The organism is Paenibacillus sp. FSL H8-0317 (genome assembly GCF_045040685.1).
Lineage (GTDB): Bacteria > Bacillota > Bacilli > Paenibacillales > Paenibacillaceae > Paenibacillus.
Genome location: NZ_CP150294.1, coordinates 749,093 through 767,442 on the forward strand (window position 1 = coordinate 749,093; position 18,350 = coordinate 767,442).

The window sequence follows — 18,350 nt, forward strand, 5'->3', positions numbered from 1 at the left end:
AGCGCCTGTCCTCTTACCGTGAGGCGGGCGTTCACTATTTACGGAATAAGTGTCGGAAGAAGAGAGGGAAGAGAAATGACGAGCGTACAGACCGGGGCAGCACAGGATGCCTCCGTATGGGAGAAGTTAAAACAGGAGATCAAGGCAGCTGGCCCCGGACTGGGCATTGATGATATCGGATTTGCTTCGGCTGATCCCTTTGTTTCCCTGAAGTCGCTGCTGGAGCAGTCGCGGGATAAGGGGTATGCTTCAGGTTTTGAAGAGCCGGATATTGAAAAAAGGGTGCACCCTGCCTTAAAAGATGGCGAACCCGCTTCACTGATCGCAATAGCTGTGGCATACCCATCCAAAATGGTAAATCCGCCGAAATCGGAGCCTGGTGCATATCGGGGTATTTTTGCCCGTTCGGCTTGGGGCCAGGATTATCATCAGGTCCTGCGTGCAGCGATGGACAAGCTGGTGAACTTTATACGTGAACGTGTACCTGAGGCCATGATCGAAAGCATGGTAGACACCGGAGCACTGGTGGATCGTGCGGTGTCCCAGCGTGCGGGGATTGGTTTTAGCGCCAAAAACTGTGCGATTATATCACCCAAATTCGGTTCATGGATTTTTCTCGGAGAACTGGTAACGAATATTCCTTTTCAACCAGACACACCTGTGACCGAAGACTGCGGTGAATGTACAAAATGTATCGATGCCTGTCCTACAGGAGCATTGGTGGGGCCTGGGCAGTTGAATGCACAGCGTTGTATTTCTTTTGTAACCCAGACGAAAGGGTTCGTGGATGAAGAATTTATGCTGAAAATAGGCAACCGTCTGTACGGTTGTGACACGTGTCAGATTGTCTGTCCGAAGAACCGGGGCAAGAACTGGGATCACCATCCTGAGTTTCATCCCGATCCGGAGATTGTGAAGCCACTCCTGCTGCCGCTACTGGACATTGGTAACCGGGAATTCAAGGAACGTTTCGGTCAGAGTTCCGCCGCTTGGCGGGGCAAGAAGCCGATTCAACGCAACGCCGTTATTGCCCTGGGCAATTTCAAAGACAAAAGTGCTGTACCCAAACTTACAGAAGTACTAAAACGTGATCCGCGCCCCGAGTTGCGGGGAACCGCAGCTTGGGCGTTAAGCAGAATTGGAGGAGAAGACGCCATGAGAGCAATTGGGGAAGCTGCCGCTAACGAACAAGATGGGAACGTACTAAGCATGCTGCAGAAGGCCGAGGAGCGACTGAGTTCGTCCGAGACCTTACCCAAACAGCCACAGGCTGGGCAAGTGAGTGAGAAGCAGCAAGAGGAACAGAATAACGAGAACAAGGCCTTACGTGCGTTACAACAGGATTTGAAAATGGAAGCCGGGATTGAACCGGGTAGTGAGCAGTCTGCACAACCTGCCAAACCGGAAGCCGCAGCGTGGAAACCTTCAGCCGTTACGGGTCTTCATGGCAAGCCCGTATACTACGATGAGATACTGACACCGATTGGTACTCTTACGTTATGCGCGACGGATGAAGGACTGTGTCACATTGATTTTGGCGCCTTCCACGTGCGCGAAGCTCATCTGCAACAATGGGCCCGCATCTGGATTGGCGAGTATCGATATGAGAAGAATGAAGAGAAGCTCAGCGAAGCTGCAAAGCAGTTAAAGGAGTATTTTGCAGGGGAGAGAAAAACGTTCGACTTGCAGCTTGATCGGCTTGGAACACCATTCCAGCTACAAGTATGGCAAGTTCTGTCCGATATATCTTATGGAGAGGCCTCATCACACCAACAGGTTGCGGAAATCATCGGCAGACCCAAGGCTGTTCGTGCAGTTCTGGACGCCATTAGCAAGAATCCGATTCCGATTATTATTCCCTGTCACCGTATCAGTGGTAAAGACGGTACCCTGGTGGGTTATGTAGGCGGTCTGCAAACCAAGGAGCAATTGCTCGCATTGGAGCAGCTATCGTAAGAGCGGGGGACGTTCATGAAGTATGTAAACGTGGAGAGCGTGGAAGCGGGGGAGCTTCTGGGCAAGACGGTATATTCCAGTAACGGCACGGTACTGCTGTCTGCCGGAGTCCAGCTCACCGTATACATGGTCAATACGCTGAAGCGTATTGGCGTGACCATGTTATACATCCAGGATGAAGCGTATAAAGATGTGGATGCAGAAGACATTCTGGATGAAACCACGAAACGGGCAATAATTAACGAAATGAGTGTCACACTCGAATCCATTCGATCCGGGAAAGACTGGAGTCCGAGAAAGGTTGCCCTCAGTATAGAGAAGTTGCTGAATGATGTACTGAACGGGCGTGAAATGCTTGTGCAGCTCACCGATATTCGTACCAAAGACAATGCACAGTATGTTCATGCGATGAATGTATGTTTGTTGTCTTCGGTCATCGGACTGAATATGGGACTCAATTATAATCAACTGAAGGACCTTGCTGTGGGGGCATTATTGCATGATATAGGCAAAGTGGGGGAACCACCGGGCAGTGGCTCTGCTGCGAATTCTTCGCTGCACCATACATGGCGTGGATTCGAAGTGATTAAGAACAAACGGGAGTTCAGTCTGTTGGTCGCTCATACAGCCCTGCAACATCATGAGCATGTAGATGGTACAGGCATGCCGAGAGGGATCAAGGGGAGTGACATTCATCTGTTTGCGAGAATCGTTAGTGTGGCTAATATCTATGATAATCTCATTAATGGTTTATCCAAGGACAGTTTGATGCCACATGAGGCCTGTGAAGAGATGATGGCGTTGTCTGGTACAAAGCTGGATCGGGACATTCTGATTGAGTTCAACAAGAGTGTATCCGTGTATCCCAATGGTACAGCGGTACGACTGTCCACCAAAGAGACTGGAGTCATTGTGCGTCAACATCGGGGATTGCCCGGCAGACCTGTAATCAGGGTGGCGCGCGGAAGTACGCGTTATTCTCTGGATGTGGTTGAAATCGATCTGGCTCAGCATACAACCGTTTTCATTGAAGCTGTCATGACGTAGCTTGTGTGCGGTTCAACTGGAAAATCCGTTTGCTCACGGCGTGCGGAAATGCTATGATACTTTCAGGAAATCCGGTCTGTGTCAGGCTTGCAACATATGTGTCGAACATCATGAAGTTTACACGGATTATCAGGCTTTTTAGAATGCATACAGAGGTGTCTAAGAGATGGATATTGTTATACCGATTATTACATTGATTGTTGGTCTGGTCGGGGGATTTTTCATCGGGGTGTTCTACTTGCGTAAACAACTTGAGAAAATGCAAAGCAATCCGGACATGCTTCAGAAAATGGCGAAGCAAATGGGCTACAACCTGAATGGCAAGCAAATGCAGCGTGCCCAGCAGATGATGAAGAATCAGCAGCCAGGAGCGAAAATGCCTCAGCCGCAACAGCATCCTGCGCGTAAAAGTTCGGGCCGCCGAAAATAATAGCAGGGAATAACTGCTTAAAGTGCGTGTTCAAAAAGTTGGGTTTTCAGTACCGAGAAGATGGGATGAAGCTAGAAATGGAGTAGCGGAGCGTAGTGAACTACGTGAGCAACGGACATTTCGGCTGAATTTCATATTCGACGTTGATGATGCCGCTAGGCATCCTTCGTAATCAAAAGCGGACTTTTTGAACAACCTCTTACAGTAGTGGTTCGAAAGGAGGCGTTTGGCAGTGGCTGGCGTTAAAGATTATTTGAATTCAAAAGTATCCGACAATCGGGAAAAGATCGAGTATCATGTAGAGCAGATCCTGAAATTGATCGGAGAAGATAGTACACGTGAAGGGCTGCTTGAAACGCCTGCACGTGTGACCCGGATGTATGAAGAAATTTTTGGTGGATATGAAGTAGACCCGCGCGATGTGCTCGGTGTCACGTTTGACGAGAATCACGAAGAACTGGTTATCGTCAAGGATATTGTCTACTACAGTCAGTGTGAGCACCATATGGCGCCGTTCTTCGGCAAGGTACACATTGGCTATGTACCAAGTGGCAAGATCGTTGGTCTGAGCAAAATGGCTCGGCTGGTCGAAGCAGTAACACGTCGCCTTCAAGTTCAGGAACGTATTACTTCACAGATCGCTGACATTCTGACAGAGGCCGTTGAACCTCATGGAGTTATGGTCGTCGTGGAAGGCGAGCACTTGTGCATGTGTTCCCGCGGCGTGAAGAAACCGGGAAGCAAGACGGTAACGTCTGCTGTACGTGGTTCTTTCCGTGAGAATCCGGCACAACGTGCGGAGTTCTTGTCTTTGGTGAAAGATTAAGATCAGGTATGTCCACTCGCTGGACAAGCCGGATGAGTAAGTTCCTTTGGTTTTGGAAGCAGCAGTTTCTAGGCCATAGGATATGATATGAATAAGCCGTGTTCCCTGGGGAACCGGCTTATTTACATATGACATTGTCATTCCTGTATACTGAATACATATGAATTCGTTAAGCCGGAGGTAATGGAACGATGAGTGTACCTTCCCATTCAGATCAACCGGTTCAGCCGGAAAAGGGACTACAGGCAGATCAACAGGCTGCATTGCGTCTGCAAATCTGGGAGACACCACTCATGCGACAAGGTAGTAGTGTACTCGAAGCCTTTGCTTGGGAAGAAGTTATGTGCAGGCGGGTTGGGGCAGGGCATCTGCCTGTTGCACATATATGGAGGCACCCAGATGCCTTTGTAGCGGGTCTGCGTGACCGCAGGTTGCCACAGGCTGTAGAAGCGATGGAACGGATAAGAAGCCAAGGGACAGCGGTCTGTGTTCGGCCTTCCGGTGGAGCGGCAGTACCCTTGAATCCAGGGGTAGTTAATGTGTCACTGATTCTGCCTAATCCCGGACATGCCATCAATATTCATGATGATTTCCGGAAGATGGCTTCGATTATTGCCGAGTCGCTAACGCCGTGGTCGAATCAGGCGCAGACAGGCGAGGTTCAGGGTGCTTTTTGCCCGGGAGATTATGATGTCAGTGTAGGTGGGCTGAAATTCTGTGGTATTGCCCAGCGCAGGCAGGCAAAAGCGTATATAATTACTGCATTTATCATCGTGGACGGTCAGGGTGATCAATTGGCAGCAGATGTGCGACAATTCTATCAGCATGCAGCAGGTGGGGCGAGTGAAGGATATCCCGATGTTCAGCCTGGCACGATGGCAAGTCTGAAAGAATTGGCAGGTGTACCTTCGGCTGCGGCATATACTGCGGCTTTGGTTCGAACACTGCGAGATCGCTATCCACAGGCGGAGACCAGCAGGGTGCTTAGCGTTGGCTCTGAAGAAGTACGCCTGACAGCTGAGCAGATGAAGCTGCGCTACGATTAACACTTTTTACTAGGGCTTGGAATTGGTTAATAGAGATGATATGATGTGATTTCGGAAGGAGAGTGTTAGGATGGACACATTGAGATATACGTATTTATATGAGGTTGTATCAACAGGCGAAAAATCCGAGTTCAGCCAAATGGCAACAAGCAAGGAAGAGGCTGCTGCACTGATCGTTGCACGTATAGCCGATCTGGAGTTTACAGATGAGTCTGATATCAAGCTGGGCGATCTGATCTCCATTAGCAAACAGGTTGGCGACAACTATGTGGCGTGCGAGGGCTGTGCTTCTTAAGTGAACATTTAGAAATAGGAAGTCTCTCAAAATATAAGCAAGTCTCTTTTTACAGGAGACTTGCTTTTTTGTTTACACCAAAAAGAGATATCGTTCAGTCATTCGGCTGGAGATATCTCTTTTTTCTCTAATCCATCTGACCCCAAGCTTAATAAGGCGGCCACAATAACTTGCGTGCCGTTTCGTAACGCTCGGCAACAGCGGGCCAGTAGACCACATTCCACCAATCCTCGATATACTTTTTGCGTTCATTCTGATGTTTCAGATAGTAGGCATGTTCCCACACATCCAGTGGCAGGAGCGGTACGATATCGGACTGGGACAGGTTCTGGTGTTTTTCCGCCTGCAAAATCTCCAAACGATGTGCTCTCGGGCTCCACACAAGCATCGCCCAGCCACTGCCTTCCACCTTGTTCGCGGCTTCCGTGAACTGATTCTTAAACGCTTCATAACTTCCGAAATCCCGCTTGATTTGCTCCGCCAGCATACCGGAAGGTTTACCGCCGCCAGCAGGGTTCATAATTGTCCAGAAGATCGTATGCAGGTAGTGGCCTGCCCCGTTGAAGGCGAGTTCACGTTCCCAATGTTTGATGAGTTCAAAGTTATTCTTTTTTCGCGATTCCGCCAGCTTCTTCTCTGCTACATTTAGTCCGTCCACATAAGATTGATGGTGTTTGTCATGATGGATACGCATCGTCAGCTCATCAATATGTGGCTCCAGCGCATTGTACGCATAGGGAAGGGGAGGCAGTGTGTGTCCTCCAATGGGAACCGGCTTTTCTTTTACAGGAGGTGCTGTAGAGCTGGGTGTGGCTTGAGTTGTTCCGGTAGAAGGCGGTTGAACGGTTGCGGATTGGATCTGAGCTGATGCGGCAGGTGCATTTACATTCCCCTCCGGAGAAGTTGGAGCTTCTGAAGCTTGGCGATGGATGCTTCCTGGCCCTGACGTATGCAGCGCATTTTCCAGAAAAAGTGATGGCTCCGAATCCGTTTCGCGCAAGATGCCAGGTTGGCCAAGTGTATCCAATACGCCCAGAAAATACTCCGACTCGCGGATAAAATGCAGAATGAGTACTTTGGCAAGCGGAACAGCTTGCACAGCAGCACTTTGCTCCAGAAGAACGTATAGCTGTTTGATGAACTCTCTCGATTGCTGCCGAGCTGCCAACACAAGTTGATCGATACAACGAACCATGTAGGGAGCAGGCGGATGGGTTCCAGGCAATAGTTGTTTTAAAAGCTGATTGGCTACTCGCTCACTGTTTGCAAAGGTAACCTCCCATTCCTCCAGTAGCTTGACGTATGGGGGCTCCAGATCAGGAACCAGGGCATGAATGACGAGTGTATGTTCTTTCTCCTGCTCTTTCCAGAAACGGATTTCCTCCAATGTCCGCAGAGGCAGCAGGTGACCATATCCATACCAGTTCATCTTTATTTTGAACCTCCTTCAGATGAAATTCATTGCATGCAGACCGTCTGTTCATGCGTCCCAAGAGTATATTCCGCGAGCTTGTTGTCCTATGAGTGCAAAAAAAAAGAGCCCCTGAGGGCTCTGGAAAAAAATCGGATGATTGGAATTTGGTTATTCTCCACTATTCGTGTTCTGTACATCGTCACTGCTTGTTTTCGTTACATGACTCAGGAAAGTTGAGACACGGCGCAGATATTCCTTTGGATGCTCCCGGAAGATCAACTCATGATGCGCATCCTGGACAATCCATTCATCGGAGTACGGATTGGTCTGGTTGGCGGCGAGTTGCTCCGCAATTGGATAAGGCGCCTTCTCGTCCTCTGTGCCATGGATGAAGAAAATCGGGAACGGATAATCTTCCTTTTTCACTTCCTGGTATGGAATCTGTTGTAATCCGGTACCATTCAGAACAGGGAATAACAGATTCATGATCTCGAGTGTAGGCTGACGCGGGAGATCGATCTGGTTATGAATGTTGTGGTACAGCGTATCCGGCTCAAGCAGGAACGTACTGTCCAGAATCATCGCATCCACTTCCTGGGTAATCAGTCCGGTTTGAAGCGCCGTACCGGCACCCATGGAGAAACCCCAGACAACCAGTTCCTGCGCACCTCGCTGCTTGGCGAACTGGATGGCACCCAGCAATTGCTGTGACTCAGCTTTGCCACCTGTGGCTACGGCTTTGTTCACCTGCGAGGCGAAGCCATAATCGAACATGACCACGTTGAACCCAAGTTGATGGGCATAGTGTGCCAGGTCATACATGGGTACCCATGTTTCTTCACGATTGGCACCATAGCCGTGACTGAAAATAATCGTTTTGCTTGCAGCATTGTCAGCAGGTATATACCATCCCTGCATCGTCCGGCTGCCATCTGCTGCCGGGAACGTGATGTCTTCGTACTTCATGTTCTTGGCCTGCATTGGATTGGAGAAGACCGGCGCTACCGTTGGATTGGATAATACCCATGCGATGTAACCATGCAGTGCAATAAAACAAAACAGTAGAAAAAATACAACGGAGAGCAGCAACGCTACGATAATATGTTTGAACCGAATCAGCCTCGGTGATAGGGAAGAGGGCAGATCGGACACTTTTGTTTGCAGCGGGGCTTCGCTCTGGGATGTTGGATACATGAATGCCCCTCCTTTGAAGTTCAGTTGAAGATAACAACGACATGTAAAGAGAATTGCGTCGATTTCAGAGCCTGCTTCAGAGCGATATCTTAATGTAATATATCTTTATCGTATGTTCCAATATAGTCAAAGTCAATTGATTGAGGGCATTTGTTACGCAATTGTTATATAGTTCTTAAGATATATGGGTAACATTACCTTAGTGTGTAAATTACAGGGGATTAAGTCTTATAAAAAGGAAAAATTTGCACGTTGGCCTATTTCGATTTTGGCTCTTTTTGGTTTACAGATGAGACCGTTTCTCATATAATTTATGTAACCAAGTTTCATGTGATGAAACATGAGGAGGGCATTATGCCATGGAAGATCGCAAGTTAACCGTCCGGGCTGTGGAGCGGGCGCTGGATATATTATTATGTTTTACCACACGCAGTGATCTGGGACTCACCGAAATTGCCAGCCAGATCGGCCTGCACAAAAGTACAGTTCACCGTTTGATGGCTACGCTGGAGGATCGAGGGTTCGTAATTCGCGATGCAGCAACAGAGAAGTACCGACTTGGCATCCGAATCTGGGAGCTGTCAGCTCATATGTCCCGCAGTGATGATCCCGCTATTCTGCTGCTGCCTGCGATGGAGCGACTGAGGGATCGATTGGGGGAGACCGTGAGTCTGTACCTGCGTGATGGCAGTGAACGGATTCGGATTCAGGCTGTGCAAAGTGATCAGGCGATTCGCCGAGTTGCTCCCGTTGGTGTTAGACTGCCGCTGTCTGTGGGCGCTTCCAGCAAAGTCCTGATGGCGTTTGCCACGGACGAGGATCGTGAAGAATTGATGAATGGTCCTGAATGGCCGGTATTTATCGATCCAGCGGTGTATTTGGCGCAAATGGTAGACATTCGGGATAACGGATATGCGACGAGTTATGAGGAACGTGAGCCGGGAGCTGCCGCGGTATCGGTACCGATTATGGATCGCAGAGGCAATATTGCAGCCGCACTCTCGGTCTCAGGGCCTGTCAGCCGACTCTCACAGGAGACATTGCATGAATACGCACCTGTGCTAAAGGAAGCTGCTACGCAGATGGGGCTCATGTTATCCTGATGTTGAGGTAAGGTTTTTCTCCAATTGAGTTGGTGTTCTGGAATATAAAGGTTGTTTTTATGTTCCGGTTGCGCTACTCTGTTATGGACGGCCCAGCGGGGCCAGCATCATTGAATATGAACTGCGGCATGTGTATGCCGCAACTTGTTAACGTTACTGGGGGAGTCCGAACTGTCCGGACTGAGACGGAATCGCATGAGATTCCGGACCCTTTGCACCTGATCTGGATCATACCAGCGTAGGGAAGTAATCGGCGATATGACCACAACCACCACATGATGTGACCCTTGTAGGGCTCCGTTAAGGAGCCGCATAAAGGTGCATTATTGGTGATGGACATTAAAAGTCGGTTCCTTCGGGGACCGGCTTTTTTATATACAGTGAACAGGCGATATAGCGAGGATTCTATGGGCTTCTTTTTCAATAACCTGCGAAAGTGGGTTTGGATGATGAGAGAGAAGTCACCAAAGATCCATGATCTGCGGCAGCCTTCGGCCTGTTGTGAACTGTACATAAATAATGTCTCCCCTGGTCTGGTGTAGGATCGCTCTTTCTTCTCTGCATTGCGCATGATTTGGGACAGGTACGTAAGCGAGCTAATGATGATGCCAACCCAAAACCAAGCGAACGAACAATGAGGAGGAGACAAGCGACATGAGTGCAGGAAATCAAACGGGACAACAAGCGATGGAACAGGAACATAACGGTCAGCAGGTGGAAAAGGAAACAAGCGCGGCCGGACGGGTTCAGCCCTTTCCGGGCAGCCGCAAAGTCTACATTCAGGGCTCACGGCCGGACATTGCTGTACCGGAGCGTGAGATAGCCCTTCATGACACGAATACTCCCCAAGGGGTGGAGCATAACGAACCGCTGCGTGTCTACGATACGAGCGGCCCCATGACCGATCCCGCATTTCATGCGGATATCCGTGCAGGTCTGCCATCCCTGCGCACCCGTTGGATCACAGAGCGCGGCGATGTGGAAGCTTATCAGGGCCGTACGGTTAAACCGGAGGATAACGGACTGAAGCCCGGAGGGAAGAGAGCTGGCGGCGAAGAGTACCCCGGATTACGTGGCAAACCAATGCGGGCACAGCCAGGACGCTGTGTGACCCAGATGCACTACGCGAGGCAAGGAGTCATTACGGCAGAGATGGAGTTTGCCGCCATTCGTGAGGGCGTGGAACCGGAATTTGTACGGCAGGAGCTGGCGAGTGGACGGGCCATCCTGCCGTCTAACATCAATCACCCGGAGAGTGAGCCGATGTTGATCGGTCGTCATTTTCATGTGAAGATCAATGCCAACATTGGCAACTCTGCTGTATCTTCTTCCATCGAGGAAGAGGTCGAGAAGATGGCCTGGGCGGTACGCTGGGGATCGGATACCGTAATGGATCTGTCCACAGGCAAAAACATTCATACCACCCGGGAATGGATTATCCGCAATTCACCTGTGCCGATTGGTACGGTACCGCTGTATCAGGCGCTGGAGAAGGTGAATGGCGAAGCGGAAGCGCTGACCTGGGAGTTGTACCGTGACACACTCATTGAGCAGGCAGAGCAGGGCGTGGACTACTTTACGATTCATGCAGGTGTACTGTTGCGATATATCCCGATGACGGCCAAGCGGATGACAGGCATTGTGTCTCGCGGTGGGTCCATTATGGCAGCATGGTGCCTTGCGCATCATCAGGAGAATTTTTTGTACACTCATTTTGAAGAAATCTGCGAGATTATGAAAAGGTATGATGTGGCATTTTCACTGGGAGATGGGCTTCGTCCAGGCAGTATCTACGATGCCAACGATGAAGCACAGATGGCGGAACTGGCTACGCTCGGGGAACTGACGCAGATCGCATGGAAGCATGATGTGCAGGTGATGATCGAAGGTCCAGGGCATGTGCCGATGCATAAGATCAAGGAGAATGTGGACTTGCAGATGGAGATCTGTAAAGAAGCACCGTTCTATACGCTGGGGCCGCTGACGACCGACATTGCCCCGGGTTACGATCACATCACATCCGCCATTGGTGCGGCCATGATTGGCTGGTTTGGCACGTCCATGCTCTGTTATGTTACGCCAAAAGAACATTTGGGCCTGCCCAACAAGGATGATGTGCGGGAAGGGGTCATCGCCTACAAGATCGCGGCCCACGCTGCCGATCTGGCGAAGGGACATCCGCGTGCCCAGCGCCGCGATGACGCATTATCCAAGGCACGTTTCGAGTTCCGCTGGCGTGACCAGTTTAACCTGTCACTGGACCCTGAACGTGCGCTGTCCTACCATGATGAGACACTGCCGGCAGAAGGGGCCAAAGAAGCTCATTTCTGCTCGATGTGCGGACCAAAGTTCTGTAGCATGCGCATCACGCAGGACATTCGGGCCTTTGCCGCGGATAAAGGATTGTCCGAGAATGAGGCTGTAGCTGCCGGGATGCAGGAAAAGGCCGAGGAATATCGGACACGTTCCTAGGCGCTGATACAGCGCAAGCTGGGCAGTCTGAAATAGAGATAAAGCCGTTTCTCTCTGTCATTGCAGAGAAGAACGGCTTTTTTTAGTGTTATGTCATGTGTGTATTCTTAACCGTACTCAGCCTTTATCAGAATTAGCTTTGTGACTGTGTGTGGTCCATATTTTATACAGAATTCCTGCGATAACGAATAAAAGAGCGTCACTGAGTTTTGGTGATCCTCCGTATAGAAATGCGGAACAGGAAAAACCTACTATAAACAGTAAAACAATATAGAGGAAACGCATATTAGTTCACCTCGTTAATTTGTGGTGTTACTAAGTAAGTGAGTTCATAGTTGCATAGTTCAGATAGAACCTGTTACTTCACTCCAAATCCGCTACTATTATCGAGCCACGCCTATATTCTTCTCCAAATACGCCGCAAGCAATGCCAGCGGGCTATGGATTGGAATACCGCGATCTATTGTAACCTGTGCAGCAGCGGGAGCCATAGACAGTTGGGCTGCCACTACCGTTTTACCCGGATAATGCTCAGCAATCTGCTGTAATCCTTCACGTACTGCTTCGAGATACCCTTGCTGATCTCCACGCATAATCAACTCAAATGTCCCAGGGATGCACACCGCATCCGTCTGAGATGTCTTGGCAACGTGTAGTTGCCCATTCTCATCCTCTTGCTGTAATGCCTGATTCACCCGTGCCATCGTTCCTTCAATAGTTGCCGGGTTGGTGAATGCTATTATGTAATCTCCTGGTACTCGCCGCATCTCCTGCAATAACGGATCATCTATGCCGATCACAGGCACAGGGACCTGTGTGGCTTCCTGCTCCAGTACTGTCGCGAAGAGGGTACATGTGACCAGAATGGCATCGGCATGACACTCGGCGATCCATTGGAGCGTCTGGGCTACTTTCTGGTGAATGACGATCTCGGAAAAGTCAGCGTCATGTTTAAGACGGTCCAGACCTGGATCGACGTAATGGACCAATTCAACTTCATAAGGAGCAAGCGTCTCTTCAATTAAGGCGATGTTGGAATAATGAGCGTGAAAACAACCAATGGTGATCATGTGCTAAGTCCCCTTTTACAGTTCGTATATGTCATGGATCTTGTAGATATTTAAACCATTATAGAAACATGACTGAGGACTGTACAGTTGTTTATTGCTCAACGCCAATAACCGCCCTTCCGCCAAGCCGTGAAAAGACGGTCGATAACCGGATTCGAATAGGGTCCGGTGTCCATTTTATCTAAGGGAAGGAGAAGCATTTTTCTTCGCCATTTTTTGCTGCAGAATTTCATGAAAGGATAGACCTTGAGTGTTCTCATTCTCCTTTTTAGGAGCAGTGGTCGCCGTGTTGCGCGGATATTGGTGGTGGTACGGGATCATTTGCTGAATAGGCATGCGGATCATCTTGGTTCCTCCTTTAATGCATTTTTTTAAATTATGTATTTCGACTGGTTATGTTGCCAGCTGCACATATAGGTACATATGACTTGTTAGACGAAATAAATGATTTTAGAATATAAATCCAATTGGATTGTAGTGATTTTACCCGGTTTTAAGGAGATGTAAACGGTTTTAGGAAAATTCAGGAGTAAAGAACCTGATATGAGAGGTTTGATATGGGAGGATCGAATCGGTTGTTATGTGAATAGTCCCAATTTTAAGGAAGTCAATGGTACCCGCTTATGAGGCATATTGTCTGGTTAAATGATGCAAAGCATGCTAACTAACTTGGTACCATGGTCGGGTTGTTTAGGTGGTAATGTAGTTCCGGATATAACAAAAAGACTGCCGAGCGAACCCGGCAGCTTGCGTAATATGAAGAAGGATGCGAGGAAACTTTGATCCTGTATGAGGTGGCATTGTGTTGGTTTTATCTATTTTGACGAATAGCGATGTATATATCTACTTGTACACTTTCGGGATTCAGGCTGCGTTCATCATACAATTCAAAATCCCCGGTGAACGTACGATCGCTTTGTTTCTCCCATGCCCACACGGCTCCCCAAGCTTCGCCAACAACCTCTGCCATCGGTCCTTTTCTGGAAGTGAATACGGCGTAAGTTGCAGGAGGGAGTAAAATGTCGTCCAATCCTTCAGGCAATGATTCGTTCGGACTGACCTCATGCCCTACCAGTATGGTGTATTCACCGGTTATGCCATCGGAGTAATCCGTGTAACAGCCATAGCGGGCGGCTTCAGGTGCAGGGAGGTGATCTGAGGCAAAATAATTGTTCCAGAGTCCCTGAATACAGCCTTTGCCACTGATCTCAATGGCGTTGGTTGTGCGGGCGGATACGCCAGCAAGACGTTTGCCTGGGAGCGTGACATAACGAACGGGCTGGGCAGAGAACGAATGATCTGTTGTTACCTGACCAGGGTTAGCAGAAGCAGTAGTAGAGTTTTCCGCAAGAGATTGAGCATGTTGATCCGTTGTATTCGTGCGCCAACGTTTCAAAAAAGGAAGCTGGTTACGCAGCATCGAACGAGCGGATTCCTCATCCATGCCTTCGTCCTTCAGAATAGCAGTGCACATCTCGGTCATGCCTTCAAGTGACATACCGGGCTGCTCAAACTTGCCCTCTTTGTAACAATAAATACAGTACTCACGGGTTGTGCTTCCATCTGCTTCCGTTCCGAATTGGGCAGGGGTTGTGAGCGGCATGCCGCAGCTTTGACATACAGTGACGTTCATGATTAGTTCCTCCTCATATATGTACAGATTGAATATATCTGAAGTATAAGGGGAGGAACTGGACAGCTGTCTGTCAGGTTTGAGTCGGGGAGATATAATTTTGTACAATTTGCTCCGCGATACGGCAGATCTCGTCTCGAATATGCTGAGGTTCCAATACTTCAACGTCCGCGCCGAAGCCCAGGATGAACCCATATAACCAGCCATCCTCGGGAAAAGCAACTTGGCTAATATAATACCCAGTCCCATCAGGCATGACGTTCTCGATCCCAAACCATTCTTCCGCAATATGACGGACGCGAGGATGGAATTTCAAGGTTAACCTGGCTTGATTGTCCGGACGGCTCCATTCCTGTTGCCAGGGTCTGTCCTGTGGGTTGATGACTTTACGCTCGAATTGCTCATTAGCAAGCGTGACATCTTGCATACGCACAAGCTTGAACATGCGAAATTGATTCCGCTCGTGGCAAAAAGCATACAGATACCAGGAATGTTTCTTGAGTACGATGGTATGAGGGTCGGCAGTTCGGTGAGTTTGGATACCTTCCGCACTGCAGTAGGTAAAGGTTACGGGTCGTAATTGATCCATACCCTGTTCGATAAGTTCAAGCTTGATTTTCAGCGCTTCTGGATGCGTCCAGGTTGAATAATCCACGATGAATCGATTGGTATTGGCCTGAAAATCGTCATTTTTGGATTCAGGTACGATACTGCTGAGTTTTTCGACCAGAAGCTCTCGCGCCGCATTAGCATGGGAAGTGGATACACTGCGCAGTGCAGTGACGATAGAGGCGAGATCCTTGTCTGTTAATACGTTTCGATCCAGCCGGTAGCCTTCTGCCAGACCAATCCCGCCGCTTGCCCCCTGATACGTCACCACCGGGATGCCTGCTTGACCCAATGTATCGATATCCCGATAGATGGTCCGGATCGATACTTCGAACATATCTGCCAAGTCTTTAGCTTGTACCCGTCCACGATTGATTAGCAGCACTACGATGGCTAATAAACGCTCCAGTTTCATATGTATGGATTCCTTTCATTGGTTTATCTGTTGGATTCAAATATGTTATATTGTTGAGCATCACACATAGGAGTGGAATAAGCAATGAAGCGAATTACGATTCTGATCGCAGACGATGAAGTTGAGATCGCTGATCTGGTTGCTTTACATCTACAAAAAGAAGGATATCACACTATCAAGGCCTTTGACGGGAAGGCGGCGGTTCAAGCTGTTCAGACCCAGGCGATAGATTTGGCGATTCTGGACATTATGATGCCCGGCATGGATGGGTATGAGGTGACCCGTAAAATTCGGGAGCAGCATCATTTACCGATCATTTTTCTTAGTGCCAAAACGTCAGATATGGACAAAATTACGGGACTCGTGATGGGCGCGGACGATTATATGACCAAACCGTTTAATCCGATGGAACTTGTTGCCCGGGTCAACTCTCAGTTGCGTCGTTCTCTGCAATTCAGCCAGTCTGCGCCTGTTCAGAGGTCCATTCTGGAGAAGGGTGGGCTCATCATCACGCCAGATCAACATCGCGTTACACTCTACGGCAAACCAGTGGAACTAACACCGAAGGAGTTCGACATTTTGTATCTGCTCGCGAGCCACCCCAAGCAGGTGTTCAGTGCAGAAAGCATTTTTGAACAGGTATGGGGAGAAGCCTATTACGAGAGTGGGAATACCGTGATGGTCCATATTCGGACCCTGCGTAAAAAGCTGGGAGAAGATGTGAACAAGAACAAGTTTATCAAAACGATCTGGGGTGTGGGGTACACGTTTAATGACTAAACGTAGAAGTTTTCGTACAACCATGATTATGTTGTTAGGGTTAAGCATGCTTGCCTCTGGCGCAATTACCTATGGGATTTATAAGCTTATGCAAGCCTATTATTCGGGTGTCCGTGCAGAAGATCAGCTCGCTGAATATCGTCATTTTATGAAAAGTATCGGAGATATTTATTTCTTCCTGATTTTATTTATCCCACTGGCTATTCTGTTTTTCTTCTGGTTTACCAAGCCTTACGCGACGTATTTCAAGGACATTTCTACAGGGATCAGACATTTGGCCAATGGCGACTTTCAGCATCGTGTGCAGATCTCCTCGAAGGACGAGTTAGGTACGATTGCGGAGGATGTGAACCTGGCAAGTGAGAAGTTAAGGGAAGCGGTGGAACGTGGGGATTTTGCTGAAAATAGTAAGGACCAGCTTGTTGTCAATCTGGCACATGACCTGCGAACACCACTGACGTCTGTGCTTGGATATTTGGATCTGCTCATGAAGGATGATCAGCTAACGGAGGAGCAGGTACGGCACTTTACGTCGATTGCATTCACCAAATCACAGCGTCTGGAGAAGCTGATTGATGATTTGTTCGAAATTACCCGCATGAATTATGGCATGCTGCCTATAAACAAGACACGGCTGGATCTTAGCGAACTGCTGAAGCAGATGAACGAAGAACTCTATCCTGTATTTGAAAAGAACCAACTAGTCGCCCGACTAAAAATAGACACTGACCTTACGGTCTCCGGTGATGGCGAGCTGCTGGCTCGTGTGTTCGAGAACCTGCTGATTAACGCTGCACGGCATGGCAAGGATGGTATGTACGTAGATATTAATGGATATCGGGATGCAGAACAGGTCATCATTCAGGTAATTAACTATGGTGGACATATTCGTCCGGAGGAATTGCCACATATCTTCGATATGTATTACACCGGAGATCGTGCTCGGACTCCTCAGGAGGGTGGGACAGGCCTCGGCCTATTTATCGCTCGCAATATTGTGGAGCAGCATGACGGTACAATTTCGGCCCAGAGCGACGTGGTACGGACGCAGTTCGAAGTTCGTTTGCCCGTATTTCAATGAGGTCTGATATCAAATTTAAGAAAAACTTTAAAATTGCCCTGCTTTTTCTTTAACTTGTGTTGTCTATCCTTGATGTATGAGGTAAAAGGAGGAGCAAGCATGAAAAAGTGGGGCTTTTTGATATGTATCATTTTGATCGGATATATCGTTACGCAATCACCGGGATGGATTCAGCAGAAGGATGAGTTGCCCATCGAGATTCAGAATACGCGTGAGAATCCCGCAGGTTACACCGTATCCGTCACCGGAAACATTCAGGATCAGGTACATAAGGGCAACTTGTTACTGGTGGATAAGCAATACCCCGTTCACCCGGAAGGGGTTAAATCTGATATTGTATATGTGGCACATGAGGATGATCTGCTTCGTGGATATGGAATACTGGATCAGAAAATCATGTTATCACGGCAGGTGGCGCAGGAATTTCAGAGGATGGTTGAAGCAGCAGGCGAAGAGGGAGTCAGATATTTTCTCGTCAGCAGCGGATACCGGGATTTTACGAAGCAGGACGAGTTATATCGGGAAAAGGGTTCAGACTATGCACTTCCTGCGGGTCACAGTGAGCACAATCTTGGGTTATCCCTGGATATTGGCTCCAGTCTGGCTGCGATGAATGAAGCACCAGAGGGTGCATGGCTGGAGAAGAATGCATGGAAATACGGATTTATTTTACGTTACCCAAAGGATAAAGTGCGCATCACGGGTATTCAGTATGAACCATGGCACTTTCGATATGTAGGGCTGCCGCACAGTGCTGTCATGTATAAGAATAATCTGGTGCTGGAAGAGTATCTCGATATGCTTAAAGAGAAAGAGAATATTACTGTGGAAGTAGAGGAAGATGAGTATCACATCCGCTATTATCGAGCCACCCGAGACACAACCGTTTACATACCTGAGCAAGGCCAAACTGAAATATCGGGTGATAACATGGATGGCGTCATCGTCACCGTAAAGAAATAACAGGGCAACACAAGGG

The 18,350-nt window shown here is 48.7% G+C and carries 17 protein-coding genes and 1 riboswitch; of the genes, 11 read left to right on the top strand and 6 right to left on the bottom strand.

Features of this window, described 5'->3' with window-relative positions; genetic code table 11:
• Positions 1 to 75: 75 nt before the first annotated feature.
• From queG to MHB43_RS03670, 6 genes are all read left to right on the top strand, one after another.
• Positions 76 to 1,956, top strand: coding sequence for a tRNA epoxyqueuosine(34) reductase QueG (gene queG / locus MHB43_RS03645; protein ID WP_339181730.1), 1,881 nt, complete (start codon positions 76 to 78; stop codon positions 1,954 to 1,956).
• A gap of 15 nt (positions 1,957 to 1,971) precedes the next feature.
• Positions 1,972 to 3,003, top strand: a complete 1,032-nt coding sequence (locus tag MHB43_RS03650) for an HD-GYP domain-containing protein (RefSeq protein WP_017690779.1) — start codon at positions 1,972 to 1,974, stop codon at positions 3,001 to 3,003.
• 166 nt (positions 3,004 to 3,169) lie between these two features.
• Positions 3,170 to 3,433: a YneF family protein gene (locus MHB43_RS03655; protein ID WP_017690778.1), complete on the top strand. Its 264-nt coding sequence runs from the start codon at positions 3,170 to 3,172 to the stop codon at positions 3,431 to 3,433.
• Between the two features lie 232 nt (positions 3,434 to 3,665).
• Entirely contained in the window at positions 3,666 to 4,259 is a 594-nt protein-coding gene (folE, locus tag MHB43_RS03660) for a GTP cyclohydrolase I FolE (RefSeq protein ID WP_036668229.1), read from the top strand.
• Positions 4,260 to 4,450: 191 nt separating this feature from the next.
• Complete coding sequence (locus MHB43_RS03665) at positions 4,451 to 5,305, top strand: biotin/lipoate A/B protein ligase family protein (protein WP_405131355.1); 855 nt, start codon at positions 4,451 to 4,453, stop codon at positions 5,303 to 5,305.
• A 70-nt stretch (positions 5,306 to 5,375) separates the two neighbouring features.
• Positions 5,376 to 5,600 (top strand): hypothetical protein, encoded by a 225-nt coding sequence (locus MHB43_RS03670; RefSeq protein ID WP_036614132.1) that lies wholly within the window; start codon positions 5,376 to 5,378, stop codon positions 5,598 to 5,600.
• Between the two features lie 148 nt (positions 5,601 to 5,748).
• Here the strand turns inward: MHB43_RS03670 and MHB43_RS03675 are convergent, their stop codons facing one another.
• Entirely contained in the window at positions 5,749 to 7,029 is a 1,281-nt protein-coding gene (locus MHB43_RS03675) for a Fe-Mn family superoxide dismutase (protein ID WP_405131356.1), read from the bottom strand.
• Between the two features lie 153 nt (positions 7,030 to 7,182).
• The gene (locus MHB43_RS03680) at positions 7,183 to 8,208 is read right to left on the bottom strand and encodes an alpha/beta hydrolase (protein ID WP_237178465.1); all 1,026 of its coding nucleotides are present in this window, start codon (positions 8,206 to 8,208) and stop codon (positions 7,183 to 7,185) included.
• 359 nt (positions 8,209 to 8,567) lie between these two features.
• Between MHB43_RS03680 and MHB43_RS03685 the strand changes: the two genes are divergently transcribed.
• Positions 8,568 to 9,311 carry an IclR family transcriptional regulator gene (locus tag MHB43_RS03685; protein WP_221818682.1) on the top strand — a complete coding sequence of 248 codons (744 nt, stop codon included), beginning with the start codon at positions 8,568 to 8,570 and terminating at the stop codon, positions 9,309 to 9,311.
• Between the two features lie 148 nt (positions 9,312 to 9,459).
• A riboswitch (TPP riboswitch) is annotated at positions 9,460 to 9,573 on the top strand.
• A gap of 425 nt (positions 9,574 to 9,998) precedes the next feature.
• Positions 9,999 to 11,783 carry a phosphomethylpyrimidine synthase ThiC gene (gene thiC / locus MHB43_RS03690; protein WP_405132386.1) on the top strand — a complete coding sequence of 595 codons (1,785 nt, stop codon included), beginning with the start codon at positions 9,999 to 10,001 and terminating at the stop codon, positions 11,781 to 11,783.
• A 383-nt stretch (positions 11,784 to 12,166) separates the two neighbouring features.
• Here thiC and MHB43_RS03695 read toward each other — a convergent pair whose 3' ends face one another.
• From MHB43_RS03695 to MHB43_RS03710, 4 genes are all read right to left on the bottom strand, one after another.
• On the bottom strand, positions 12,167 to 12,853 hold the full coding sequence (locus MHB43_RS03695) for a hypothetical protein (RefSeq protein WP_405131357.1): 687 nt from the start codon (positions 12,851 to 12,853) through the stop codon (positions 12,167 to 12,169).
• Positions 12,854 to 13,030: 177 nt separating this feature from the next.
• Positions 13,031 to 13,198 carry a hypothetical protein gene (locus MHB43_RS03700; RefSeq protein ID WP_017690769.1) on the bottom strand — a complete coding sequence of 56 codons (168 nt, stop codon included), beginning with the start codon at positions 13,196 to 13,198 and terminating at the stop codon, positions 13,031 to 13,033.
• A gap of 466 nt (positions 13,199 to 13,664) precedes the next feature.
• Positions 13,665 to 14,486, bottom strand: a complete 822-nt coding sequence (locus MHB43_RS03705) for a zinc ribbon domain-containing protein (protein ID WP_405131358.1) — start codon at positions 14,484 to 14,486, stop codon at positions 13,665 to 13,667.
• Between the two features lie 73 nt (positions 14,487 to 14,559).
• The gene (locus MHB43_RS03710) at positions 14,560 to 15,510 is read right to left on the bottom strand and encodes a YafY family protein (RefSeq protein WP_221818686.1); all 951 of its coding nucleotides are present in this window, start codon (positions 15,508 to 15,510) and stop codon (positions 14,560 to 14,562) included.
• 84 nt (positions 15,511 to 15,594) lie between these two features.
• On the opposite strand from MHB43_RS03710, the gene MHB43_RS03715 reads away from it, so the two are divergent.
• The 3 genes from MHB43_RS03715 to MHB43_RS03725 all read left to right on the top strand — a co-directional run bounded on the left by MHB43_RS03715 (position 15,595) and on the right by MHB43_RS03725 (position 18,334).
• On the top strand, positions 15,595 to 16,290 hold the full coding sequence (locus MHB43_RS03715) for a response regulator transcription factor (RefSeq protein WP_036668222.1): 696 nt from the start codon (positions 15,595 to 15,597) through the stop codon (positions 16,288 to 16,290).
• Positions 16,283 to 17,371 (top strand): ATP-binding protein, encoded by a 1,089-nt coding sequence (locus MHB43_RS03720; RefSeq protein WP_405131359.1) that lies wholly within the window; start codon positions 16,283 to 16,285, stop codon positions 17,369 to 17,371. The genes MHB43_RS03715 and MHB43_RS03720 overlap by 8 nt, the downstream gene beginning before the upstream one ends.
• 99 nt (positions 17,372 to 17,470) lie before the next feature.
• Complete coding sequence (locus MHB43_RS03725) at positions 17,471 to 18,334, top strand: D-alanyl-D-alanine carboxypeptidase family protein (protein ID WP_405131360.1); 864 nt, start codon at positions 17,471 to 17,473, stop codon at positions 18,332 to 18,334.
• The last annotated feature ends 16 nt before the right edge of the window (positions 18,335 to 18,350 follow it).